Genomic DNA, 22,397 nt, shown 5'->3' with positions numbered 1-22,397 from the left:
TACGGCCCCCCATCCGTAACAGTGATTGCGGACATGAGAGTCTTGGGCATGTCAGTCCCTCCAGACTGGCCAGACCCCGGGGCGCCTAGGAACGCCGCCGGGGTCACCTACGGCGATGATCCTATGCGGAGGGACTGTCAGCCCGTGGGGCAAAGAGGATTTCCAGGATTCGCCGGTAGGCGACGGGGTCTGGCTCTTCGTCTCGCCAGGTGATGCTGATCTCCGGCGCCGGATCGCCCTTGAAGTGCTCGCGCAGCCAGGCCCCGGCGTCCTCGCCGGCGGATGCTCCGTCCTGCATGTCCCGCTCCTTACCTCTTGCAGCGGTGCGGCTGCCCCGGGTCGTGCTTCGGGCAGCGACGTTCCATCTCCCCGAGGCAAAAGCGGCAGGGTGGCGCGGGCGGAAGCCCGCAGATGCAGGTGGGCCCCACCTCGCGGGGCATCTGCTCCACCATCTGGGCCACGGCAGCAGCCGGGCCTTCGCCGCGGTAGAAGTCCCAGGCATCGCGCGGCTTCAGGAAGGCCGGCGCCAGCATGAAGCGCCCGCGGCCCTTGCCGCTCTTCGTGTCCCAGGCGAGCTGTTGCCCGACACCGCGGGCGCTGCTCGTGCCCTCGACGGCTCTATCGAACTTCTCCGGGGTGTCCAGGATGCCCCGGGCACTGAAAGGGCCCAGGACGACCGTATGGGTCGTGTCCTGGGCCCGGTACCGAATCTGGCCGACCACGGCCAGGCGGTGCGTTCTGGATCTGACGTCGTCCAGTGCCTCTATGACCAGTTCGGCAACCTCAGCTCCCGTTCTGGACGAGTTCGCCGGATCTGTCAGGATCTTCTCTACGGCGTCGCTCTCGCGCTTGGTCACCTTTCCTCTTCCAGTCTCCGACGGTGGAGGTCCGCGCTTCGAGGGTCGCGGCAATCTCCTCGATCGTCATCCCTGCCGCGTTCATCAGAGCGATTTCGATGTAGAAGTCCTCTTCGGCCCGGTCGGCCACTTGCTGAGAGTGCTTGAGGCGCTCCTCGAACGCGCGCCTGACGTCCTCTGGCAACGTGATCTTCTTTCTTGGTGGCATGGCGCGGGGGGTCCCCTCAAGTGGGCAAAATATGGCAGCACGGACAGTGTCGGACCGGTGAAGGCTTCAGCGCCTCCCCCGGAGCCGTCTTGGCGAAAACTTAACCGTGCGTGGCCACGATGCAGCCAGTCGGGGGCCAATGTCGGTCATTACCGATCACCAGATGCGCCACCAGCGGCGGCGCGCTCTGGGCCGGCGGTGGAGGCCGCGCCGACGCTGCGGCGGCCTCGCTCGCAGCATCACGGCTTCATCCGCCCCGTCCGGATCTTCTCGTCCCTGACGATCTCCATGCTTCTCCTCTCCTGGATGGGAGCAGCCCCCGCTGCTCACTTTCAGCGGGGGCTGCATTGGCCATTCGGTTTCGGTTCAGGCTGGCCAGACCTGGCTACAAGCCCCTCCTGGGGTGGAGTCGGGGCGTGCCCCACCAGGACCTATCACCGCCGGAGGCGCTGGCCGGGCCCGTCTGGGCGTCCCACCCCGAGGGGCGGCCGGCGTTCCTCGCGGGCGTGTCCCACGGTCCTGTGCGCAGGCGGGATTCGAACCCGCAACATCCGATCGCGCCGCCGCAAGACGGCCCCGGGTGTCGGCGCTCTGCCGTTGAGCTACTGCGCGTGCTCACCTGTCCGTACGCGTCGTGGGCGGTGAGCCCAGGGAGGCAGCCTTCCGGCAGAGGGGCACTCCCAACCCTCGTAGACCGAGCGGGGCTCGCACCCGCCACCTCCCACCGGGAGGGCTGCACTCGCAGTCGATCCGACACCGGGATATCGCCCGGTGCACCAGCCGCGGCACGTCTGCCGCGAGCGTCCCTTCGCTGCCGAAGGGAAGATCTACCCCCCCTTACGGGGGATCACCGTCTCTTCGACGGACAGGACATTGCGCCCCGTGAAGTAGGCGATCTCTTTCCGCCCCGAGCCGTACGCCACGTAGACGTCGAAGCCGTCTCGTGACTCCGGCCGCAAGGTGACTGCCTTGATCACCCGGTCGGGCTCGTCGGTCGTGAAGCGGATCAGGTAGTGCGGCATGCATAAAGCCTTTCGTGTGACGACAGAAGCGGTTCTACCGCAGGGGCCTTGGTCTTGACCTGCTGACGCAGGATGGGCAACATGCCTACTGGACCAGTCCACTAGGCAGGGGAAGAGCGAGCAATGGCACTGCCCAAGTACGACCAGATCGCAGCCGACTTGCGCGGAAAGATTGTGCGCGGCGACCTCGAACCCGGGCAGACGCTGCCCTCCGAACGAGAGTTGACGGATAGCTGGAACGTCTCACGCGCGACTGTCGTCAAGGCGCTGGATGTCCTTCGTCATGAAGGACTGGTGGAGACGCGCCAAGGCACGGGCTCCACCGTGAAGGAGCGGATGCCGCTGGCCCGGACCGCCGGCGAGCGGTACGCAACGGCGGTCGTCACGGGCAATATCTACACGGCGGGTGAGTACGCTGAGATCCTGGCCGCCGAGTTGGTGTCGGCACCGGAGCATGTGTCCACGGGCCTGGGGATCGAGGCGGGCGCCACTGTGGCGCGCAGGCACCGTGTGACGTTCGAGGGCGAGACCCCGACGGCCACGTCGTACAGCTGGTTCACGTCCGAGGTCGCTGAGGCCGCGCCGCGGTTGCTCCTGCGCGAGCGGGTGCGCGAGGGCACCACGCGCTACGTGGAGATGCAGACCGGTCGGCGTCCGCACACAGGGCGGGACTGGTGGACTTCGCGGCTGGCGACTGATGACGAACTGGAGTTGCTTCGTCTTGATGGCCCGGCGGCCGTTGCCGAGGTGCGGCATGTCGCCTATGACGCGGACGGCCGCGCACTGGCCTACGAGGTGGGCATCACGCCGTCCGGCCGCTGGTCGCGGACGGAGGAGTACTCGATGGGCGGGTGACAAGCCGTCAATCTTGCGCCGAGCCCCCGCCGTTGGCGGGGGCTCTGTCGTATCCGCATCTTGACCTGACTAGTCCACCGGTGGACTATGCATGTGTGCGGCGTCACTCCTGGAGTGGCGTGAAGGCGCCGCGCCCTGCTGTCCATACACACCGGAGGCACGATGAAAGCGGCCGACGTGGCGACCAACGCCATCGCGAGATGGCTGGCGTCCAGTATCAAGGAGCCCGTATGGGCGTACGAAGACTGGGGCCGCGGGCGGCCCGCTGTCTTGCGCTGCGGCATCCGCTTCGACGCCATCCGCATGCCGGCGCCGCTCATGCACGCGGCGCTCGGCACGACCGTGGCGGAGGACGTGCCTGCGGCGCTGGCGGACGCGCTCACCGGTCCCGTGATTGCTGATCACGCGCAATGGTTCTACGCGCTCGTCCCGGTCGGGACGTGCGAGCGCTGGCGCGAGGCGCACAGCGTCGGGCGCGGCATCGGTGCGTGGCTCGGGGTCCCCCGCCTGGACCAGCTCGGCCCGGATGGCGTGCACTGGGCCCAGCCCATCCGGCGGCCGGGACGGCTCTGCGAGCCGGACGATGTGGCGGCGTTCGTGCGCAAGGGCTCCGCGTGCCTGGCAGGCGATATCTGATGGCGTTCACGAAAGCGGGCATACGCCGCGCTCTGGCCATAGGCGCAGGGCACAAGCTCACTGCGTACCACGCGTTCATGACTCACGCGGCGAACTGCCCGCCCTGCGCGGCGCTTCAGCGCTGCGAGGAAGGTCAGAAGCTCTGGGACGCGTTCCGTCGGGCTCGCTGAGCCCCCATTGACCCCCGCCCCGGCCGGGACATCCCCTCGTGGTGGCAGCACTCCGGCCGGGGCGGGTCTTGACCCGCTGGGAGACTGAGGGCATGAGCGAGATTTGGCAGCACCAGAAGCCACCGGCGCAATGCATCAAATGTGCTGGTACGGCCCTGATTCTGTCCCATGCGATGCACCCCGAGACCGGGGAGATGCAATGGCGTCTCACCTGTCTCGACTGTCGCGTGGCATGGCCGCAGGACGATCACGGCGGGAAACCCGATGAGTACATGTGATTGGAGTGACCGTGAAAGAGCCTGAGTGCGCACGACCGCTGAGCGACTGCCCGAGCGGACATAAGAGCACCATCTCATTGCCGAACGGCAAGCAGCGGTGCCTGGACTGCGGAGCCGAGTGGTAATGAGTGAAGCACCCCGTCCGGAGATCACCGAGTCCATGACCGATCAGATGGCGTGGAACGTCATCTTCTCGCTCGCCATGGACGTGGCGGAAAAGCACGGCGCGACCATCACGGAGTCCGCGCGGGCCGTAGGCCCGTACGCCTTCGTGGAGGCTGTTCAGGCCATGGGTCATGGACTGAACGTCTCTTGGGAGGGCCGTACAGCTTGACGGGTCAAGAACACCGGAAGCCCCTGGGATCAATCCCAGGGGCTTCCGCTTGCCTATTCGCCTTCGCGGATGACTACGTCCGCCAGGACGTGCGTCTCATCCCCGTGGCGGAGGGACGACACAGCTCATCGTCCCTCCGCAGCAGCGGCGATGACCTTGATGTCTCCGGACCAGCCGTCCTGAATGCGAAGGGTGATGAGCGCGCCGCGAGACACCGGCGCCGTAATGGTGTCCCCTTCCTGCATGAGGGCCTGCTCGGCGATACGGAGCACTTCCACGTAGTCCTGGTGCATTCCAGCGGGCCAGCCGCCGGGAAGGCGCTCCATCTCCTTCTGTTCGGCCTGAAGCCGACCGGTCCACCTGTTCGCGCCGTCGCGGATCTCGTCCCACTGCGACCGCGTCAGAGTCAATGGCGTGGAAGTGCTGTTGTTGCTCATGATTCCCTCTCCTTGGATCATGCCGTACCCATACAGCATCACGTTCCCCTCACCGGTACGCCAGGTAGAGGGCCGCGAAGAGCAGGCCCACAGCGCTGCCGATGGCGCCCTCCATGAGGGACCAGGCGAGACGCCTGCCGTTCTTGCGGTTGAAGGCCGCCAGATGGAAGCGGTCCTGGGTCTGGCCCCAGAAATGCGAAAGGCCGCCTCGAAGGCGGCCAGGGGGCTTCTGATGTGTGCTCACGTCGACACCTCCGGGTCGATCAGGTCGGCGAACCAGTCGACACCGTCAGAGAAGTCAGGGGAGCGGTCTGGATTCGACCGCCGCCCCTCCTCCGCCAGCTCGCGGGCGTGAGCGGACAGCTCGCGCCGCAGGCGCTCGTTCTCCACGACAAGGCGGGAGCCCTGCCGGAGCTTCGCGGCGTCATGGCCGCGCTTGAAGGCGGCCTCGATGTGGGGCATCAGGGCGGCGAAGGCGCCCTCTCGCACGATGGAGCCGCCTGCGGTCCAGGCGTCCACAGTCGTGCGCAGTTCGGCCTTCCAGGCCGGTTGGGACATGCGTCCTCCCATGACAAAGCCCCTGGCGGATGCCAGGGGCTGGATGTTTGTGCTGGTCAGGCGGCTACGGTCAAAGTGAGTTGAATGGCGGTGCTAGGGCTCACGTGCCTTCGAGTTCGGGCCGCCGAGGCAGAACTCCGTACGCTCCCCGAAGCCCTGGCGTGCCGAGTCGTGCTGGACGATCTCGGCGTGCGCGCCGCAGTCCTTGATCAGCGCCGCCAGCTCAAGCAGGGCGGAGACGTCGTAGCGGTGGACGGCTCCGTCGCCGCCCGCCTCACGACTGACGACCAGCAGACACTCGGAGTTTCCCGGCAGGCCGAAGAACGCCTGCTTACGGCGGAGCTTGCGGCGCCAGAGATGGGTACGGGCGAGCCAGCCCAGGCAGGCGCAGATACCGGCGGCGACTACGCCGAGCACGATGGTGCGTATGTCGTCAGTCATGGGCGCGCATCGTAGCGGGGCGAGGCGAACATAGTTCGAGACGGTCCTGACGGGGCGGTGGCGCCGGCGCTACGCTGCGCGAACGGTTCTCGACTGGAGGTACGGATGCGTCGCTCCGCTGTGCGGAATGTGTCCTTGGCGGCTGTTGCCGCGGCCCTGCTCTCGGTGGGCGCGTGCGCGCCCCCCTCGGTCTCCGAGACCGGCGCACAGGCACGTCCGCCGGTCAAGACGCCGGTGGCGACGGGGTACGGGGGAGCGGTCGCGAGCGTCGACGCCGATGCCTCGGCCGCCGGTATCGAAGTGCTCAGGAACGGCGGCAACGCCGTGGACGCGGCCGTGGCCACGGCCGCCGCGCTCGGCGTCACCGAGCCGTACTCCTCCGGTATCGGCGGTGGCGGCTATTTCGTCTACTACGACGCCAAGTCCCGTACGGTGCACACCATCGACGGCCGCGAGACCGCCCCCGGGTCGGCCAACCGCTCGCTCTTCCTGGAGAACGGCAAACCGCTCCCGTTCGCGGACGCCGTGACCAGCGGTCTGAGCGTCGGCACGCCAGGGACCGCCGCCACCTGGAACACCGCGCTCGGCGCCTGGGGCAGCCGCTCGCTGTCCCAACTGCTGAAGCCGGCCGAGCGGCTGGCGACGGACGGCTTCGTCGTCGACGAGACCTTCCGCGCGCAGACCCAGTCGAACCAGGCGCGGTTCGCGGACTTCCCCGACAGCGCCGAACTCTTCCTGCCCGGGGGACAGCTCCCGGTCGTCGGCTCCACCTTCAAGAACGCCGATCTGGCCCGCACGTACAAGGAGTTGGGGCGCACCGGTACCCGCTGGCTGTACGAGGGCGAGCTGGCCCGCGAGATCGTCCGTACCGTACGCAAGCCTCCCGTGAACCCGGACTCGGGCCGCAACGCGCGCCCCGGCGATCTGACCGCGCGCGATCTCTCCGGCTACCGCACGAAGAAGCAGGCGCCGACCAAGGTCTCGTACCGGGGACTCGATGTGTACGGCATGGCGCCGTCGTCCTCGGGCGGTACGAGCGTCGGTGAGGCGCTCAACATCCTTGAGCGCACGGACCTTTCGAAGGCGACCCAGGCGCGGTATCTGCACCGGTTCATCGAGGCGAGCCGGATCGCCTTCGCGGACCGGGGCCGCTGGGTCGGTGACCCGGCCTTCGAGGACGTACCGACCGAGGGGCTGCTGTCCCAGCGCTTCGCGGACGCGCGCGGCTGCCTGATCAAGGACGACGCGGTCCTCAAGAGCCCGCTGGCGCCCGGTGATCCGAGCGATCCCAAGCCGTGCGCACCCGGCGGGACGGCGGCGCCGACCACCTTCGAGGGCGAGAACACCACGCATCTCACCGCGGCCGACAAGTGGGGCAATGTCGTCGCCTACACGCTGACCATCGAGTCGACGGGCGGCAGCGCGATCACCGTGCCCGGACGGGGCTTCCTGCTCAACAACGAGCTGACGGACTTCTCCTTCGCCCCGGCGAACCCGGCCGTCCACGATCCGAACCTGCCGGGACCTGGCAAGCGGCCGCGCTCGTCCATCTCCCCGACGATCGTGCTGGACTCCCAGGGCCGGCCGGTCCTGGCGGTCGGCTCGCCGGGCGGCGCGACGATAATCACCACCGTTCTCCAGACGCTGACCGGCCGTCTTGACCGCGGTCTGCCGCTCGACGAAGCGATCGCGGCGCCCCGGGCCAGCCAGCGCAACGGGGCGGCCACGGAGCTGGAGCCGGGCCTCTGGAACAGCCCCGTGCGTCAGCAGCTGGAGGCGCTGGGGCATGTGTTCACCCAGAACCCCGAGATCGGCGCCGCGACCGGTGTGCAGCGGCTGCCGGACGGCCGCTGGCTGGCCGCGGCCGAGAAGGTCCGCAGGGGCGGCGGCTCGGCGATGGTGGTGCGCCCGGACGGCAAGTAGGGGGCGTACGGAACGGCCTTGGGCACCCGGGTCCCGTCCCGCCGGTCTTCTTCCGGCCGGGGCGGGACCCGGGGCAGTCGGTAACGGCTGCTCCCCGGCGCGCGACCGGCGACAGGCAGAGGACCGGGCCCGGATCCGGATCCGGATCCCGAGCTGTCCGACTTCGTACGCCGTTTCCGTGCCGGTTCCTGTCCACTCAGAGTGCCGTCAGGATCCGCGGCCCGTCGTCGGTGATCGCGACCGTGTGTTCCGCGTGGGACGCGCGGCTGGAGTCCAGGGTGCGGATCGTCCAGCCGTCATGGGCCGTGAAGTGCCGGTCGGTGCCGCTCCCGATCAGCATCGGCTCGATCGCCAGCACCATGCCGTGCCGTAGCGGCATCCCCCGCCCCGGGCGGCCCTCGTTGGGCACACCCGGGTCCTCGTGCATCGTCCGGCCCACGCCGTGGCCGCCGAAGCCGTCGGGGATGCCGTAGCCCGCACGGCGGCAGACGCGGCCGATCGCATGGGCGATGTCGCCGATCCGGTTGCCGACGACGGCCGCCGCTATACCGGCCTCCAGCGCCTCGTTGGCCGTGTCGATCAGCCGTACGTCGTCCGGGCGGGCCCGGCCGACCGTGAAACTGACCGCCGCGTCGCCGACCCAGCCGTCGAGCAGCGCTCCACAGTCGATGCTCACCAGATCGCCGTCATGCAGCCGGTAGCCGTCGGGGATGCCGTGCACGATCGCGTCGTTGACGGAGGTGCAGATGACGGCGGGGAAGGGCGTGGGCGCCCAGTCGGGGTGATAGTCGAGGAAAGGCGAACCGGCCCCAGCCTCGCGCAGGACGGCGCGGGCGGTCTCGTCGAGGGCGCGCAGGGTACTGCCCACGGCCGCCACTTCCCGTACCGCTGTCAGTGCCTGTGCGACGACCCGGCCGGCGGTGCGCATGGCGTCCAGGGACGCATCGGTTTTGATCTCCACCATTCCAATAACTATACCGGTCGCCGGAGATCCGGGCACCCTTGTGCGGCGGTATTAGAATGACGGGATGGTACGTACTCCACTCACCCCCCAAGAGCACGAGCGCGGCGAGCGGCTGGGCCGGCTGCTCCGTGAGGCGCGTGGTTCGCGCAGCATGGTGGAAGTCGCCGCGGTCGCCGGGCTCTCCGCCGAGACCTTGCGCAAGATCGAGACCGGCCGGGCGCCGACGCCCGCCTTCTTCACCGTGGCGGCGCTGGCCGGGGCGCTGGGGCTGTCGATGGACGAGATCGCCGCGACGTGCGTGCTGGTACCGGTCTGAGCCCGGTCCTGTCCGTCCGGGACCGATCCGATTCCGGTCCTGTCCGGGATCGGGGAATGACGGCCCGGGCTGTCGGGCGGGGCGGGGACCGCGTAGTCTCCCGCCCGTGACGACCCTCGACGCACTCGGCCGCAGCCGCTATGTCAGCCTCACCACCTATCGCAAGGACGGTACGGCTGTCGCCACCCCCGTCTGGCACGCGGTGGAGGACGGCGAACTGTTCATCTGGACCAGGTCCGACGCCTGGAAGATCAAGCGGATCCGCAACAACAGCCGGGTCATGGTGACGGCGTGTGATGCGCGCGGGCGGATCGCGCAGGGTGCGCCGACCGCCGAGGGCACGGCGCGGCTGATCGAGGAGCCGGCGGGGCTGGACCGCATCCGTAAGCTGCTCACCCGCAAGTACACCTGGCAGTTCTGGCTGATCGACCGGCCGGCCAGGCTCGTACGGCGCGGTAAGCGTGCGAACACCGGTATCGCCGTCACCCTCTGACTCCGTGGCCCGGTGAGGTACCCGAACCGCGCCGGAAGCCTGTCCGTAGCCGCCCCGTAACACGACTGAGGTCGAATGCCAGCGGACCGGAGGGCTCCCTTCGGCGGAGCACGGCGGGGCAGGAACGGGGCCGGCGATGGCGGTGCGTCAACTTCCAGCGGAGATCGGGGCGTTCGCGCGATACTTAAGGGACTTGACGTCCCTCCTCGAACCGGAGGGCGGCTGGTACGGAGTCTTCCGCCACCGTGACCCCGATGGTCTGCGCGCGTGTTTCGACGGCATCGAGCTGCCGCCCTGGGACGTGGTGGAATCGCTGCTCCAGGACTTCGCCGCCGGACGTGAGGACCGGGTGGTGGCGGCCGAGACCGAACGGGCCGGCCGGCTCTACACGGCGTCCGCCGCCGCGCACGACCGGCGCCCCGGCGGTTCGGAGGCACTGTCCGACCGGCTGCGGCTGATGGTGCGCGAGCAGGCGCGTGCGGCGGGCCGTGCCGAGGAGTTGGTCCGGCTGCTCGCCACCGCACCGGAGCGCTCGCCCCGGGCCGAACAGCTCGCCCACGATCTCGCCTGGGTCCGCGACGACCACGCGCGCGCCTCCGCGCGCTGCGCCGAACTCCGCGCCCGGCTGGCATCGTTGGCCCCCCAGGCCCGTGCCGCCAGGCCCGGGCGCCCGCCGGCCCCGGAAGGCTGGTTCCGCGCGGAGGAGCCCTCGGTCTTCGACCGTCCGGGCGCGGAGAGGTCCGGCGGGGCGCCCGGTGAGCTGCCCGGTGCGAGGCCCGCCGAGACGTCCGCCGAAATGTCCGCCGAGACGTCCGGCAGGATGTCCGCCGAGTCGTCTGACGCTACGTCAACCAGCGTGCGGGGGACGGAATTTCCGCATGGACCGGACCGGGGCCGACCCGGCCGGGAACCAGCGCCCGAGGACCCCGTCTCCGCCGCTCCCGAAGAGGCGCCGGAGCCCGACGAGAAGAAGAAACGCATGCCCGCGCCCCGGCGCAAGCCCCGGGGCGCCCGCTTCGCCGGGCTCGAAGTCGACGACCTCGACGAGGCGGCACCCGCGCCCGCACTCCCCGTACCACCGCTGTCCGCCCCCACCTCCCCGCGCGGCGCCCGCTTCGGCGCCGCGCCCGTCGAGCCGGCCGCGCCCCGGTACTCCGCCGAGGATCTGCGGGCCGCCGCCGAGATGGTCGCCACGCTGATCCGGCTGCGCGCGGACGGCCGGACCGGCGAGGCGCATGTCGTGCTCTGCGAAGCCGCGGGCCGGCCCCCCGAACAGCTTCCGCTGCTCGCCGCCGAACTGCACCGCGCCGGGCTCGGAGCCGACTGGGCCGAACTGCTCTGGGAAGCGGCCTTCCTGCCGCCCGCACGGCTCGCCGCCGCCGCCGGGGCGCTCGCCGCCGCGGGCCGGGACGGCGACTGCGGGCAACTGCTGCGCCAGGGCGTCTCCCGTCCCGTCGAGGAGATCAGCGATGCCGTACTCGCACTCGGCGAGGCGGGCCGCGGGCACGAGGCGCGCGCGCTGCTCAGCGCCTTCGTCCAGGCCCGTACGCCCGAGGACGCGGTACTGATCGCCGCACCCGATCCGCGCCGGCTGGTCCCGCAGCTGATCGACGCCGCCCGCGCGGTCTCGGTGGCCCGTGAGCGGGATCTCGTACACGCCCTGCGGGTGGCGGGGATCGTCGCCACCTGACCGGCCCCGGACTCGGTCGGTTTGAGGCATCTTGCCCAATGTCGACCGCTCGGGTGTGAAACTTGATCGACTCTGCGGGTTAACGGCGATGGTCTTGCCCCAGTGTGAGACGGGGCTTACGTTCTCCTCCTACGCATCGAATCTACGTGCGTAGAGCTCATCGACGCACTCGCCGAAGGAGCAGCTCGTGGCCAGAGTCGTACGCGCCGCACTCGTCCAGGCGACCTGGACGGGCGACACCGAATCCATGATCGCCAAGCATGAGGAGCACGCCCGCGAGGCGGCCCTGCGGGGCGCGAAGGTCATCGGGTTCCAGGAAGTCTTCAACGCGCCCTATTTCTGCCAGGTGCAGGAGCCTGAGCACTACCGGTGGGCCGAGCCCGTCCCCGACGGCCCGACCGTCACCAGGATGCGGGAGCTCGCCCGCGAGACCGGCATGGTGATCGTCGTCCCGGTCTTCGAAGTCGAGCAGTCCGGGTTCTACTACAACACCGCGGCGGTCATCGACGCCGATGGCTCGTACCTCGGCAAGTACCGCAAGCACCACATCCCGCAGGTCAAGGGGTTCTGGGAGAAGTACTACTTCAAGCCCGGCAACGCCGGATGGCCCGTCTTCGACACGGCCGTCGGCAAGGTCGGGGTCTATATCTGCTACGACCGCCACTTCCCGGAGGGCTGGCGCCAGCTGGGACTGAACGGCGCGCAGCTGGTCTACAACCCCTCCGCCACCTCCCGCGGTCTCTCCAGCTACCTCTGGCAGCTGGAGCAGCCCGCCGCCGCCGTCGCCAACGAGTACTTCGTCGCCGCGATCAACCGCGTCGGACAGGAGGAGTACGGCGACAACGACTTCTACGGGACGAGCTACTTCGTCGACCCGCGCGGCCAGTTCGTCGGCGAGCCCGCCAGCGACAAGGCGGAGGAACTGGTCGTACGGGACCTGGACTTCGGCCTGATCGACGAGGTGCGACAGCAGTGGGCGTTCTACCGGGACCGCCGCCCCGACGCGTACGAGGGGCTGGTGCGGCCGTGACGCGTCCCCTCACGAACGATCTGTACGGCCGCCACCGCGCCGTACTCCCCGACTGGCTCGCGCTCTACTACGACGAGCCCATCGAGATCACCCACGGCGAGGGCCGCCATGTCTGGGACGCGGCGGGCAACCGCTATCTCGACTTCTTCGGCGGCATCCTCACCACCATGACCGCCCACGCGCTCCCCGAGGTCACCAAGGCGGTGAGCGAGCAGGCCGGGCGGATCATCCACTCCTCCACGCTCTACCTCAACCGTCCGATGGTCGAACTCGCCGAACGGATCGCCGCCCTGTCCGGCATCCCGGACGCCCGGGTCTTCTTCACCACCTCGGGCACCGAGGCCAATGACACGGCGCTGATGCTGGCGACCGCGTACCGCGGGTCCAGCCAGATCCTGGCGATGCGCAACAGCTACCACGGCCGGTCCTTCTCCACCGTCTCCATCACCGGCAACCGCGGCTGGTCGCCCACCGGCCTCTCGCCGCTCCAGACGCTGTACGTGCACGGCGGCGTCCGTAACCGGGGTCCGTACGCCGGGCTCACCGACGAACGGTTCATCGAGGCGTGCGTCGCCGATCTGGAGGATCTGCTCGGTCACACCCGCACGCCCGCCGCGCTGATCGCCGAACCGGTACAGGGCGTCGGCGGGTTCACCGCCCCGCCGAACGGGCTGTACGCCGCGTTCCGTGAAGTCCTCGACAGACACGGCATCCTGTGGATCAGCGATGAGGTGCAGACCGGCTGGGGCCGCACCGGCGAGCACTTCTGGGGCTGGCAGGCGCACGGCGAGAACGGTCCGCCGGACATCCTCACCTTCGCCAAGGGCATCGGCAACGGCATGTCCATCGGCGGTGTCGTCGCCCGCGCCGACATCATGAACTGCCTCGACGCCAACTCGATCTCGACCTTCGGCGGCAGTCCGGTGACGATGGCGGCCGGTCTCGCCAATCTCTCGTATCTGCTGGAGCACGACCTCCAGGGCAACGCCCGCCGCGTCGGCGGACTGCTCATCGAGCGGCTGCGGGCCATCGGCGCCGGGGTCGACTCCGTACGCGAGGTACGCGGGCGCGGACTGATGATCGGCATCGAGCTGATCAAGCCGAGCACCGGCCAGGCGGCCCCCGAGACGGCGTCGGCCGTGCTCGAAGCGGCCCGCGAGGGCGGTCTGCTGATCGGCAAGGGCGGCGGCCACAACACCACCGTGCTACGGATCGCCCCACCGCTCTCGCTGACCGTCGCCGAGGCGGAAGAGGGCGCCGCGATCCTCGAACAGGCCCTGCGCGGGGTGTAGTCGGGCCAGTCGGGAACCCGTAGCCGCGGCCTTCGGCGGACCCGTAACCGTGGTCTTCGACGGACCCGTGGCCGGGCCTTCCCCGAAGCCACAAGCCGACCGTACGAAAGGGAGCGCCACCAGCATGAGCACTACCCGCACCCTGATCCACGGCGGACTCGTCATCACCGCCGCCGACGAGATCCACGCCGATGTACTGATCGAGGAAGGCCGGATCGTCGCGCTCGCCGCGCACGGGTCCGATGTGGCCGAGGGCTGGACCGCCGGCCGGACCATCGACGCCACCGGCAAGTACGTCATCCCGGGCGGGGTCGACGCCCATACGCACATGGAGATGCCGTTCGGCGGCACCTTCGCCGCCGACACGTTCGAGACCGGTACCCGCGCGGCCGCCTGGGGCGGCACCACCACCATCGTGGACTTCGCCATCCAGTCCCCGGGCCAGGCGCTGCGCACCGGACTCGACGCCTGGTACGCGAAGGCCGACGGCAACTGCGCCATCGACTACGCGTTCCACATGATCATGGCCGATGTCAACGAGAGCTCCCTGAAGGAGATGGACCTCCTCGTCCAGGAGGGCGTCACCTCCTTCAAGCTCTTCATGGCCTATCCCGGCGTCTTCTACAGCGACGACGGCCGGATCCTGCGAGCCATGCAGCGCGCCGCGTACAACGGCGGGCTGATCATGATGCACGCCGAGAACGGCATCGCGATCGATGTCCTCGTGGAACAGGCCCTGGCCGCCGGGCACACCGACCCGCGCTACCACGGCGAGGTACGCAAGGTCCTGCTGGAGGCCGAGGCCACCCACCGGGCGATCCAGCTCGCGCGGGTCGCCGAGGCCCCGCTGTATGTCGTGCATGTCTCGGCCGAGGAGGCCGTCGCCGAACTGGCCGCCGCCCGCGACAAGGGGCTGCCCGTCTTCGGCGAGACCTGTCCGCAGTACCTCTTCCTCTCCACCGACAATCTCGCCGAGCCGGACTTCGAGGGCGCCAAGTACGTCTGCTCCACCCCGCTGCGGCCCAAGGAGCACCAGGAAGCGCTCTGGCGCGGACTGCGTACCAACGATCTCCAGGTGGTCTCCACCGACCACTGCCCGTTCTGCTTCACGGGCCAGAAGGAGATGGGCCGCGGCGACTTCTCGAAGATCCCCAACGGGCTGCCGGGCGTGGAGAACCGGATGGATCTGCTCCATCAGGCCGTTGTCGAGGGGAAGCTGACCCGCCGCCGCTGGATCGAGATCGCCTGCGCCTCCCCGGCCAGGATGTTCGGCCTCTATCCACGCAAGGGCACCATCGCGCCGGGCGCCGATGCCGATGTCGTCATCTACGACCCGCACACCGAGCAGACCGTCTCCGCCGAGACCCATCACATGGACGTGGACTACTCCGCGTACGAGGGCAAGCGGATCACCGGACAGGTGGAGACCGTCCTCTCACGCGGTGAACTCGTCATCGACCAACGGAAGTTCACCGGGCGGGCGGGACACGGGCAGTACACCCCCCGCTCCCTCTGTCAGTACCTCACCTGAGACCTAGGAGTGACCAGGCCATGGACTTCGGACTCGTCCTCCAGACCGACCCGCCCGCGTCGGCGGTCGTCGGCCTCATGCGGCGCGCGGAACGCAACGGCTTCACGTACGGCTGGACCTTCGACTCGGCCGTGCTCTGGCAGGAGCCCTTCGTCATCTACAGCCGCGTTCTGGAGCACACCACCACACTGACCGTGGGCCCGATGGTGACCAACCCGGGCACCAGAACCTGGGAGGTGACCGCCTCCACATTCGCCACACTCAACGAGATGTACGGCAACCGCACCGTGTGCGGCATCGGGCGCGGCGACTCCGCGATGCGGGTCGCGGGCCGTAAACCCAACACACTGGCCCGGCTGGGCGAGGCCATCGACGTCATCCGCGATCTGGGGGAGGGGCGCGAGGCCGTGGTCGACGGCCGGCCGCTGCGGCTGCCCTGGGTACGCGACGGGAAACTGCCGGTGTGGATGGCGGCGTACGGGCCCAAGGCGCTGGCCATGGCGGGGGAGAAGGCCGACGGTTTCATCCTCCAGCTCGCCGATCCGTTCCTCACCGAGTGGATGGTCAAGGCGGTCCGTACGGCGGCGTCCGACGCCGGACGCGACCCGGACTCCGTCACCATCTGTGTCGCCGCGCCCGCCTACGTCGGCGACGACATCGCGCACGCGCGTGAGCAGTGCCGGTGGTTCGGCGGGATGGTCGGCAATCATGTGGCCGATCTGGTGACCCGGTACGGAGAGCACTCCGGGCTGGTGCCCGACGCGCTGACCGACTACATCAAGCGGCGTCAGGGGTACGACTACAGCCACCACGGCCGGGCCGGGAACCCGTCCACGGACTTCGTGCCCGACGAGATCGTGGACCGGTTCTGTCTGCTGGGGCCGGCCGAGGCGCATATCGAGAAGCTGAGGGCGCTGCGCGACCTGGGAGTCGACCAGTTCGCCGTGTACAACATGCATGACGCGAAGGAAGCGACGATCGACGTGTATGGAGCCGAGATCATCCCCGCGCTCCAGAACTGACCCGCACGACCGCGCTCTCCTGTTCCGCGCTCTCCTCTTTCGTTCTTCTGTTCCGCGCCTTTCTGTTCCACCACCGCCCGCACGGCCTCGTTCGACGTCCCCGACACCCACCCTCGAACGAAGGGTCCCCCGCCATGACCGCGACCGTACCGCCCGCCTCCCCCGGAGATCCGATAGCCGCCGCCGCGCGGACCGACCCCGAGGGCCGCGTCGAACTCCCGCCCGGCGCGGTTCCCGACGACAGCCGCTTCGCCAACGCGGATCTGCTGCCCGTACCGTTGGCCCGCCGCCGCTGGACGACATACAACTTCGCCGCCCTCTGGGTCGGGATGGCGCACAACATCCCGTCCTGGCTGCTCGCCTCCGGGCTGGTCACCCTCGGCATGGACTGGAAGCAGGCGGTCTTCACGATCGCGCTGGCCAATGTGATCGTGCTGTTCCCGATGCTGCTGACCGGGCACGCGGGGCCGAAGTACGGCATCCCCTTCCCGGTGCTCGCCCGCGCCTCGTTCGGGCTGCGCGGCGCGAATCTGCCCGCGCTGATCAGGGCGGGGGTCGCCTGTGCCTGGTTCGGGATCCAGACCTGGATCGGCGGCCAGGGCATCTTCGTCCTGCTCGGCAAGATCTTCGGCGGCTGGGCGGAGGCGTCGAGGATCGGCGGCCAGCCCTGGACTCTCTGGCTCTGCTTCGTCCTCTTCTGGGCGCTCGAACTCGCCATCATCTACCGGGGGATGGACACCCTGCGGCGCTTCGAGAACTGGGCGGCACCCTTCGTGATCGTCGGCGCGCTGGTGCTGCTGGTCTGGATCACCATCAAGGCGGGCGGCCTCGGACCACTGCTCGACCAGCCGTCCGAGCTGGGCTGGGGCGCGGAATTCTGGCCGGTCTTCTTCCCGTCCCTGATGGGAATGATCGCCTTCTGGTCCACGCTGTCCCTGAACATCCCCGACTTCACCCGCTTCGGCGCGGGCCAACGCGCCCAGATCTGGGGCCAGTCGCTGGGTCTGCCCACGACCATGACCCTCTTCGCGGTGCTCTCGGTCTTCGTCACCTCCGGCTCGCAGGCGGTGTACGGCGCGGCCGTCTGGGACCCGGTCGAACTGGCCGCGAACACCGACAACGTCTTCGGCCTGCTCTTCGCGCTGGTGACCGTACTGATCGCGACGATCTCCGTGAACATCGCCGCCAACGTCGTCTCGCCCGCCTACGACCTCGCCAATCTCGCCCCGAAGGTCATCAACTTCCGTACGGGCGCGCTGATCACGGGTGTGGTCGGGGTCGTCATCATGCCGTGGAAACTCACCGCCACCCCCGAGCTGTACATCTTCACCTGGCTCGGTCTGGTGGGCGGCCTGCTCGGTACGGTCGCGGGCATCCTGATCGCCGACTACTGGATCGTCCGCCGCACCGTCCTCGACCTGGCCGACCTGTACCGTCCCGGCGGCCGTTACTGGTACCGCAACGGCTGGAACCCACGAGCGGTGCTCGCCTTCGCCATCGGCGGCGTACTGGCCGTGGGGGGCTCACACTCGGCCCCGGGGAAGGGCCCGTTCCCCGAGGACGGACTGATCCCCTTCCTCAAGCCCCTCGCGGACTACGGGTGGGCGGTGGGTCTGGCGGCCTCACTGGTGTTGTACGTCGCCCTTACGCTGCCGCGGTCGGCCGGCCGGTCGGGCCGGGACGGGATGACGCGGGACTGACGGGGCCCACGGGGCGGCCTGATCGGGTCTACGGGGCGGCCCGATCGGGTCTACGGGGCGGCCTGATCGGGTCTACGGCACGGGCTGACCGGGTCTACGGCACGCGGGCCGTCCACTCCGGGGTGGAGAACTTCGTCGCGGCCAGCTCCCGGGCCCGGGCCATCTCCTCGTCGGTGACCTTGCCCGTGGTCAGTCCGTAACGGCCGCGGAAGGAGTCGATCATCCGCTCGATGACGGTCTCGCGCGGCAGCCCGGTCTGGCGGCGCAGGGGGTCGACGCGCTTCTTCGCGCTCCGGGTGCCCTTGTCGGAAAGCTTCTCGCGGCCGATGCGGAGCACGTCGAGCATCTTGTCGGCGTCGATGTCGTACGCCATGGTCACGTGGTGCAGCACCGCGCCCGTACCGCTCACGATCCGCTTCTGGGCCGCGCCCGCGATCTTGCCGGCGTCGGTGGCGATGTCGTTGAGGGGCTGGTACCAGGCGGTGATGCCCATGTCGCCGAGCGCGCCGAGCACCCAGTCGTCCAGATAGGCGTAGCTGTCGGCGAAGGTGAGGCCCTTGACGAGGGAGTCGGGGACGGAGAGGGAGTACGTGATGGTGTTGCCCGGTTCGATGAACATCGCGCCGCCGCCGGAGATCCGGCGGACCACGGTGACGCCGTGGCGTTCCGCGCCCTCGGGGTCCACCTCGTTGCGCAGTGACTGGAAGCTGCCGATCACCACGGCGGGCGCCGCCCACTCCCAGACCCGCAGGGTGGGCGGGCGCAGTCCGGCGGCGACCTCGGTGGTGATGACCTCGTCGAGCGCCATATGGAGGGCGGGTGACTCCGGGGCCGCGTGGATCAGCTGCCAGTCGTAGTCCGTCCAGTCGGTGGCGTGTGCCAGCGCACGGCGCACGGCGATGGCGACGCCCTCGGCGCTGAGCCCGTACATCACGGTGCCGGGCGGCAGCGCCGCCTCGATACGGGCGGCGAGACCGGTGGCGTCGGTGTCGGCGGGGGCGCCCTCCAGCGCGCGGTCGATCGACTCGATCGCGTCGTCGGGCTCCAGGAAGAAGTCACCGGCGACCCGGACATGGCGCAGCAGTCCGTCCTCCGTGTCGAGATCGACCACGACGAGCTTGCCGCCGGGGACCTTGTACTCACCGTGCACCGTCATGCCTCCAGATCCGGCCGGGCCGTCCAAGAACCGGTGCCTGTCTCGAACCGGTGCCCGCTTCCCTCAGCGCAACGCTCACGCCGAGGCGGTTCATTCCGCCGCGTCCGGTGTACGCGCGCGGTCGGCCGCGAGGGAGTGGTCCGCCGCGAGGGACCGGAGGAAGCCGTCGACCATGGACGTCTGTACGGCGACGGGGAACCGTTCGGGGTCGAAGAGGGCCTGGACGACCAGGCCGTGCGCGAACGCGACCGCGGTGGCGGCGAGTTGGTCCGTATTCGCGCTCCCGGGCAGTTCGCCCAGGCGCCGGGCCGCCTCCAGATGCGGGCGGATCGCGGAGCGCATACGTGTGTAGCGATCGGCCTGGTCCGCGCCCAGTTCCCCGTCGGCGAGCGCGAGGTCCCAGGAGCTGACCCAGACGCGGTTGCGGGCGGTGTCGCCGGGGGTCAGCGGAAGGATGTCCAGCAGTGTCGCCCGCAGGGCCGCCAGGCCCTCGGCGGGGCGGTCGCGCCGGGGACGGTCCGCGGTGCGCTTCTCCAGGACGTCCAGAGCGTGGCCGACCAGCGCGCGCTTGGTCGGGAAGTAGTGCATGAGCATCCCGGTCGAGACGCCCATCGTGGCGGCGACGGCGCGCAGGGTCAGTCCGCCGAACCCCTTGTCGGCGAGTGTGCGCCACACGGCCTCCGATACGTCCTCGCGGCGGGCGTCACGGTCTCCTCGTGCTGGCGGCATGCCTGCTACCTTACATACCGAACGCTCGTTACGTACCCCCGTACCCCGTACCCCCGTACTCCCGTGCCCGAGTACCCGCCTTACCTCCTCACCCCACACCCCTCACCTACGTCGGAAAGAGATCACCGTGTTCGCGCTCGCCCTGGGTGACGACGCCCAGCTCCGCCCCCTCGAACCCTGGCAGGCCCCGGAGTTCCTGGCCCATACCGACCGCGCCAGACCCACCGTGGACCCGTGGATCCCCTGGGCGACGCTCAGTACCGACCTGCCCTCGGCCACGGCCGTCCTCCAGCGCTACGCCGACAACCAGGCCAAGGACGCGGCGCGGATCTACGGCATCTGGCTGGACGGCACACTGGTCGGCGGTGTCATGTTCACCACGTTCGACGCCGCCTCCGGAGTGTGTGAGATCGGCTGCTGGCTGGAGGGCGCCGCCGAGGGGCGCGGCCTGGTCACCAGGGCGTCCCGCGTGTGTATCGACTGGGCGTTCCGGGAGCGCGGGATGAGCCGCGTCGAATGGTGGGCGGCGGCGGGCAACACCCGCAGCGTCGAGACCGCGCGCCGGCTCGGGATGACCCGTGACGGTGTGCTGCGGCAGCGCTATCCGTACCGCGGTGTCCGGCACGACAAGGAGATCTGGTCGATCCTCTCGGACGAGTGGCCCTTGCGCACGGACCAGGCAACGTCGGGGCCGCGCGAGGCGGCCGCGGGGCGCCTCACTTGATAGGCAAGCCGCCACTTGCCTATCGTGTCGGTCATGGCGGATGATGTCTTCAAGGCGCTGGCCGACCCCACACGTCGGCGCATCCTTGACGAACTGGTGGAACGGGACGGCCAGACGCTGTTCGAGATTTGCGCACGGCTGGTGACCAAACACGGTCTCGGGCTGTCCCGTCAGGCGATCAGCCAGCACCTGGCCGTACTGGAATCCGTGGGTCTGGTCCTTTCGCGGCGCGAGGGCCGCTACAAGTTCCACGATCTGAACACCGAACCCCTTGAGCGCGTCATGACCCGATGGGTCAGACCCGATATACCGGAGAGCACCCCATGAGGATCCACCTGTCCAGCGTCTTCGTCGATGACCAGGACAAGGCCCTGCGCTTCTACACGGACGTGCTGGGCTTCGTGAAGAAGACCGAGGTCCCGCTGGGCGAGGACCGGTGGCTGACCGTGGTCTCGCCGGAGGCTCCCGACGGGACCGAACTGCTGCTGGAACCCGACGGCCATCCCGCGGTGAAGCCGTACAAGACGGCGCTGGTCAACGACGGCATCCCGGCCGCCTCCTTCGCCGTGGACGACGTACCCGCGGAGTTCGACCGGCTGCGCGGGCTCGGGGTGCGCTTCACCCAGGAGCCGCTGGAGATGGGCCCGGTCACCACCGCGGTCCTGGACGACACCTGCGGCAACCTGATCCAGATCGTGCACAGCAAGTAAGGCCCCGGCACGGGCGTCGGTCGCGAGCCGCTGTCACCGAGCGCCCAACACACAGGGCGAACCAGACGTCGCGGCCTGATCCGCGAAGAGCGACCGGACAGGACCTAGCGAGCGGGCTCGGCCATCAGGATGAAGTCCGCCCACCCGGTCCAGCGCACCCCCCGACGATCCGGGCTGCCGCCGCCAAGTCCACGTCCCCGCTTGGTCCACATGGCGTCAGCACCCAACTTCCCCATGAACAGGCGGCCTTCGCCCGCGTCGATGACATCCCTCACACGGATGCCCTGATCGGGACGCCGCTGAATCCCGCAGGAGCCGGCCGCGCCCTCACTCCGCGGAACCGCCCGCGCCCCGCACCTGGACCGTGCGCGCGAGTGGGTCGCCCGGCTCCACCCGGAACTGCGCCGCCAGCTCCCGGCCGGAGCCGGCCAGCACCCACTGCCGGTTCACCACCCGGCCGTCGACGGCGAACTCGTTCCTCAGGACGGGCAGTTCGGTCATCCGCGCGAACCACTCCGCCGCCCGCTCGGCGAGGAATTCCGGCGACCCGTCATCCGCGATCAGCGTTTCCAGGGTCCGCTCAAGGGTGTACAGCTGATCGTGGAATTCCCCGCCGACGAGACGCGAACCGGTGAAGAACGCGCCCACGGTCAGCACATGCTGCTCGGGCTCGGTCGTGGGATCGGACAGACCCAGGGTGACCAGAAGTTCCGTACGGTTCTCGAAGACCGCGAACGTCGCATAGGTGTCGTCGGGCTCGCAGCCCCATCCGCCGGACTCCGCCCGCTCCCGCAGCGCGGCGAGAAACCGCAGACCGTCCTCGGTGGGCTCCAGCTCCGGATCGGCGTCGAACCAGCCGCCGGACGTGTCGTACTCGCTCATCACGTCTTTCTGCCTCGCGGGGCCCGGGAAAAGGCCCGAATCGTTGTGACCGGACAAAGGGCCTGGCCCCCGTGGTCACAGAGCACCGCGGGGGCCAAGCTATCAGGGGTGAGTTACCGGAGACTCAGGGGTGAGTCACCAGAGACTGTTGAGGAAATCACCCGTCTTGCTGCCGACATAGCTCCCGGCGATACCGCCGACCACGCCTCCGACGACTCCACCGGCGGCTGTTCCTGCGCCGGGGATGATGGATCCGATCGCCGCGCCGGCCGCTGCGCCGATCTTGGCACCCGCCCAGGCGCCGGCCAGGCCGCCGCCCAGGGTGGAGCCGGCCGCCTCGCCCTTCTGGCCGTCCGGCGCGGATCAGTACGTTCTAGAGCGACTTAGGCGTCCCACTCATCTCCTTGAATGTCCTCGCTGGACATCGCTCCGCACCCCG

Annotated in this window: 26 protein-coding genes, 1 tRNA gene and 1 pseudogene; 15 read left to right on the top strand and 13 right to left on the bottom strand. The window is 69.4% G+C overall.

Going from position 1 to position 22,397, the window contains the following annotated elements; genetic code table 11:
* Nucleotides 1-121 precede the first annotated feature (121 nt).
* The 5 genes from ACFRMN_RS19340 to ACFRMN_RS19320 form a co-directional block, all read right to left on the bottom strand.
* On the bottom strand, nucleotides 122-298 hold the full coding sequence (locus ACFRMN_RS19340; protein WP_383020902.1) for a hypothetical protein: 177 nt from the start codon (nucleotides 296-298) through the stop codon (nucleotides 122-124).
* 10 nt (nucleotides 299-308) lie between these two features.
* Nucleotides 309-722, bottom strand: a complete 414-nt coding sequence (locus ACFRMN_RS19335; RefSeq protein WP_383020899.1) for a hypothetical protein — start codon at nucleotides 720-722, stop codon at nucleotides 309-311.
* A 61-nt stretch (nucleotides 723-783) separates the two neighbouring features.
* On the bottom strand, nucleotides 784-1,065 hold the full coding sequence (locus tag ACFRMN_RS19330; protein ID WP_383020896.1) for a hypothetical protein: 282 nt from the start codon (nucleotides 1,063-1,065) through the stop codon (nucleotides 784-786).
* A gap of 521 nt (nucleotides 1,066-1,586) precedes the next feature.
* Nucleotides 1,587-1,677, bottom strand: a tRNA-Lys gene (locus ACFRMN_RS19325).
* Between the two features lie 215 nt (nucleotides 1,678-1,892).
* Nucleotides 1,893-2,087, bottom strand: coding sequence for a hypothetical protein (locus tag ACFRMN_RS19320; protein WP_383020894.1), 195 nt, complete (start codon nucleotides 2,085-2,087; stop codon nucleotides 1,893-1,895).
* A gap of 123 nt (nucleotides 2,088-2,210) precedes the next feature.
* Here ACFRMN_RS19320 and ACFRMN_RS19315 point away from each other — a divergent pair, with 123 nt between their 5' ends.
* From ACFRMN_RS19315 to ACFRMN_RS19305, 3 genes are all read left to right on the top strand, one after another.
* Nucleotides 2,211-2,942, top strand: a complete 732-nt coding sequence (locus ACFRMN_RS19315) for a GntR family transcriptional regulator (protein WP_383020891.1) — start codon at nucleotides 2,211-2,213, stop codon at nucleotides 2,940-2,942.
* Between the two features lie 162 nt (nucleotides 2,943-3,104).
* Complete coding sequence (locus tag ACFRMN_RS19310) at nucleotides 3,105-3,578, top strand: hypothetical protein (protein WP_383020890.1); 474 nt, start codon at nucleotides 3,105-3,107, stop codon at nucleotides 3,576-3,578.
* 572 nt (nucleotides 3,579-4,150) lie between these two features.
* Nucleotides 4,151-4,360 carry a hypothetical protein gene (locus tag ACFRMN_RS19305; RefSeq protein WP_383020887.1) on the top strand — a complete coding sequence of 70 codons (210 nt, stop codon included), beginning with the start codon at nucleotides 4,151-4,153 and terminating at the stop codon, nucleotides 4,358-4,360.
* Between the two features lie 125 nt (nucleotides 4,361-4,485).
* On the opposite strand, the gene ACFRMN_RS19300 is transcribed toward ACFRMN_RS19305, so the two are convergent.
* The 4 genes and pseudogenes from ACFRMN_RS19300 to ACFRMN_RS19285 form a co-directional block, all read right to left on the bottom strand.
* Entirely contained in the window at nucleotides 4,486-4,797 is a 312-nt protein-coding gene (locus tag ACFRMN_RS19300) for a hypothetical protein (protein WP_383020885.1), read from the bottom strand.
* 49 nt (nucleotides 4,798-4,846) lie between these two features.
* Nucleotides 4,847-5,041: a hypothetical protein gene (locus ACFRMN_RS19295; protein ID WP_383020882.1), complete on the bottom strand. Its 195-nt coding sequence runs from the start codon at nucleotides 5,039-5,041 to the stop codon at nucleotides 4,847-4,849.
* Nucleotides 5,038-5,355, bottom strand: a complete 318-nt coding sequence (locus ACFRMN_RS19290; RefSeq protein ID WP_383020880.1) for a hypothetical protein — start codon at nucleotides 5,353-5,355, stop codon at nucleotides 5,038-5,040. The genes ACFRMN_RS19295 and ACFRMN_RS19290 overlap by 4 nt, the downstream gene beginning before the upstream one ends.
* Before the next feature lie 102 nt (nucleotides 5,356-5,457).
* Nucleotides 5,458-5,796 (bottom strand): annotated as a pseudogene (locus ACFRMN_RS19285) (hypothetical protein); the annotation flags it as partial.
* A 105-nt stretch (nucleotides 5,797-5,901) separates the two neighbouring features.
* On the opposite strand from ACFRMN_RS19285, the gene ggt reads away from it, so the two are divergent.
* Nucleotides 5,902-7,719: a gamma-glutamyltransferase gene (ggt, locus tag ACFRMN_RS19280; RefSeq protein WP_383020878.1), complete on the top strand. Its 1,818-nt coding sequence runs from the start codon at nucleotides 5,902-5,904 to the stop codon at nucleotides 7,717-7,719.
* A 196-nt stretch (nucleotides 7,720-7,915) separates the two neighbouring features.
* Here the strand turns inward: ggt and map are convergent, their stop codons facing one another.
* On the bottom strand, nucleotides 7,916-8,683 hold the full coding sequence (gene map / locus ACFRMN_RS19275; protein WP_383020875.1) for a type I methionyl aminopeptidase: 768 nt from the start codon (nucleotides 8,681-8,683) through the stop codon (nucleotides 7,916-7,918).
* Between the two features lie 64 nt (nucleotides 8,684-8,747).
* On the opposite strand from map, the gene ACFRMN_RS19270 reads away from it, so the two are divergent.
* The 8 genes from ACFRMN_RS19270 to ACFRMN_RS19235 all read left to right on the top strand — a co-directional run bounded on the left by ACFRMN_RS19270 (nucleotide 8,748) and on the right by ACFRMN_RS19235 (nucleotide 17,757).
* On the top strand, nucleotides 8,748-8,999 hold the full coding sequence (locus tag ACFRMN_RS19270; RefSeq protein WP_383020873.1) for a helix-turn-helix domain-containing protein: 252 nt from the start codon (nucleotides 8,748-8,750) through the stop codon (nucleotides 8,997-8,999).
* Nucleotides 9,000-9,105: 106 nt separating this feature from the next.
* Complete coding sequence (locus ACFRMN_RS19265; RefSeq protein WP_383020870.1) at nucleotides 9,106-9,492, top strand: PPOX class F420-dependent oxidoreductase; 387 nt, start codon at nucleotides 9,106-9,108, stop codon at nucleotides 9,490-9,492.
* A gap of 193 nt (nucleotides 9,493-9,685) precedes the next feature.
* Nucleotides 9,686-11,182, top strand: a complete 1,497-nt coding sequence (locus tag ACFRMN_RS19260; protein WP_383020867.1) for a hypothetical protein — start codon at nucleotides 9,686-9,688, stop codon at nucleotides 11,180-11,182.
* 187 nt (nucleotides 11,183-11,369) lie between these two features.
* The gene (locus tag ACFRMN_RS19255) at nucleotides 11,370-12,212 is read left to right on the top strand and encodes a nitrilase-related carbon-nitrogen hydrolase (protein ID WP_383020864.1); all 843 of its coding nucleotides are present in this window, start codon (nucleotides 11,370-11,372) and stop codon (nucleotides 12,210-12,212) included.
* Nucleotides 12,209-13,504, top strand: coding sequence for an aspartate aminotransferase family protein (locus tag ACFRMN_RS19250; RefSeq protein ID WP_383020862.1), 1,296 nt, complete (start codon nucleotides 12,209-12,211; stop codon nucleotides 13,502-13,504). The genes ACFRMN_RS19255 and ACFRMN_RS19250 overlap by 4 nt, the downstream gene beginning before the upstream one ends.
* Before the next feature lie 124 nt (nucleotides 13,505-13,628).
* Nucleotides 13,629-15,035, top strand: coding sequence for a dihydropyrimidinase (gene hydA / locus ACFRMN_RS19245; RefSeq protein ID WP_383020859.1), 1,407 nt, complete (start codon nucleotides 13,629-13,631; stop codon nucleotides 15,033-15,035).
* A gap of 20 nt (nucleotides 15,036-15,055) precedes the next feature.
* The gene (locus ACFRMN_RS19240) at nucleotides 15,056-16,057 is read left to right on the top strand and encodes a TIGR03842 family LLM class F420-dependent oxidoreductase (protein ID WP_383020857.1); all 1,002 of its coding nucleotides are present in this window, start codon (nucleotides 15,056-15,058) and stop codon (nucleotides 16,055-16,057) included.
* A gap of 134 nt (nucleotides 16,058-16,191) precedes the next feature.
* Nucleotides 16,192-17,757 (top strand): NCS1 family nucleobase:cation symporter-1, encoded by a 1,566-nt coding sequence (locus ACFRMN_RS19235; RefSeq protein WP_383020855.1) that lies wholly within the window; start codon nucleotides 16,192-16,194, stop codon nucleotides 17,755-17,757.
* Nucleotides 17,758-17,851: 94 nt separating this feature from the next.
* Here ACFRMN_RS19235 and ACFRMN_RS19230 read toward each other — a convergent pair whose 3' ends face one another.
* Nucleotides 17,852-18,907 carry a lipoate--protein ligase family protein gene (locus ACFRMN_RS19230; protein WP_383021052.1) on the bottom strand — a complete coding sequence of 352 codons (1,056 nt, stop codon included), beginning with the start codon at nucleotides 18,905-18,907 and terminating at the stop codon, nucleotides 17,852-17,854.
* 96 nt (nucleotides 18,908-19,003) lie between these two features.
* On the bottom strand, nucleotides 19,004-19,642 hold the full coding sequence (locus ACFRMN_RS19225; protein WP_383020852.1) for a TetR/AcrR family transcriptional regulator: 639 nt from the start codon (nucleotides 19,640-19,642) through the stop codon (nucleotides 19,004-19,006).
* Nucleotides 19,643-19,769: 127 nt separating this feature from the next.
* Between ACFRMN_RS19225 and ACFRMN_RS19220 the strand changes: the two genes are divergently transcribed.
* From ACFRMN_RS19220 to ACFRMN_RS19210, 3 genes are read left to right on the top strand one after another with little or no spacing between them, the layout of a single operon-like run.
* A complete protein-coding gene (locus ACFRMN_RS19220) occupies nucleotides 19,770-20,366 on the top strand; it encodes a GNAT family N-acetyltransferase (protein ID WP_383020849.1) in 597 nt (198 codons plus the stop codon).
* A 33-nt stretch (nucleotides 20,367-20,399) separates the two neighbouring features.
* Nucleotides 20,400-20,693 carry an ArsR/SmtB family transcription factor gene (locus ACFRMN_RS19215; protein ID WP_383020847.1) on the top strand — a complete coding sequence of 98 codons (294 nt, stop codon included), beginning with the start codon at nucleotides 20,400-20,402 and terminating at the stop codon, nucleotides 20,691-20,693.
* Complete coding sequence (locus ACFRMN_RS19210; RefSeq protein WP_383020844.1) at nucleotides 20,690-21,076, top strand: VOC family protein; 387 nt, start codon at nucleotides 20,690-20,692, stop codon at nucleotides 21,074-21,076. Before ACFRMN_RS19215 ends, ACFRMN_RS19210 begins: the two co-directional genes overlap by 4 nt.
* Before the next feature lie 327 nt (nucleotides 21,077-21,403).
* Here the strand turns inward: ACFRMN_RS19210 and ACFRMN_RS19205 are convergent, their stop codons facing one another.
* Nucleotides 21,404-21,958, bottom strand: coding sequence for a hypothetical protein (locus tag ACFRMN_RS19205; protein ID WP_383020842.1), 555 nt, complete (start codon nucleotides 21,956-21,958; stop codon nucleotides 21,404-21,406).
* Nucleotides 21,959-22,397 lie beyond the last annotated feature (439 nt).

This window comes from Streptomyces sp. NPDC056835, assembly GCF_042789485.1.
Taxonomy (GTDB): domain Bacteria; phylum Actinomycetota; class Actinomycetes; order Streptomycetales; family Streptomycetaceae; genus Streptomyces.
This window is presented reverse-complemented; position numbering and strand designations above follow the sequence as displayed.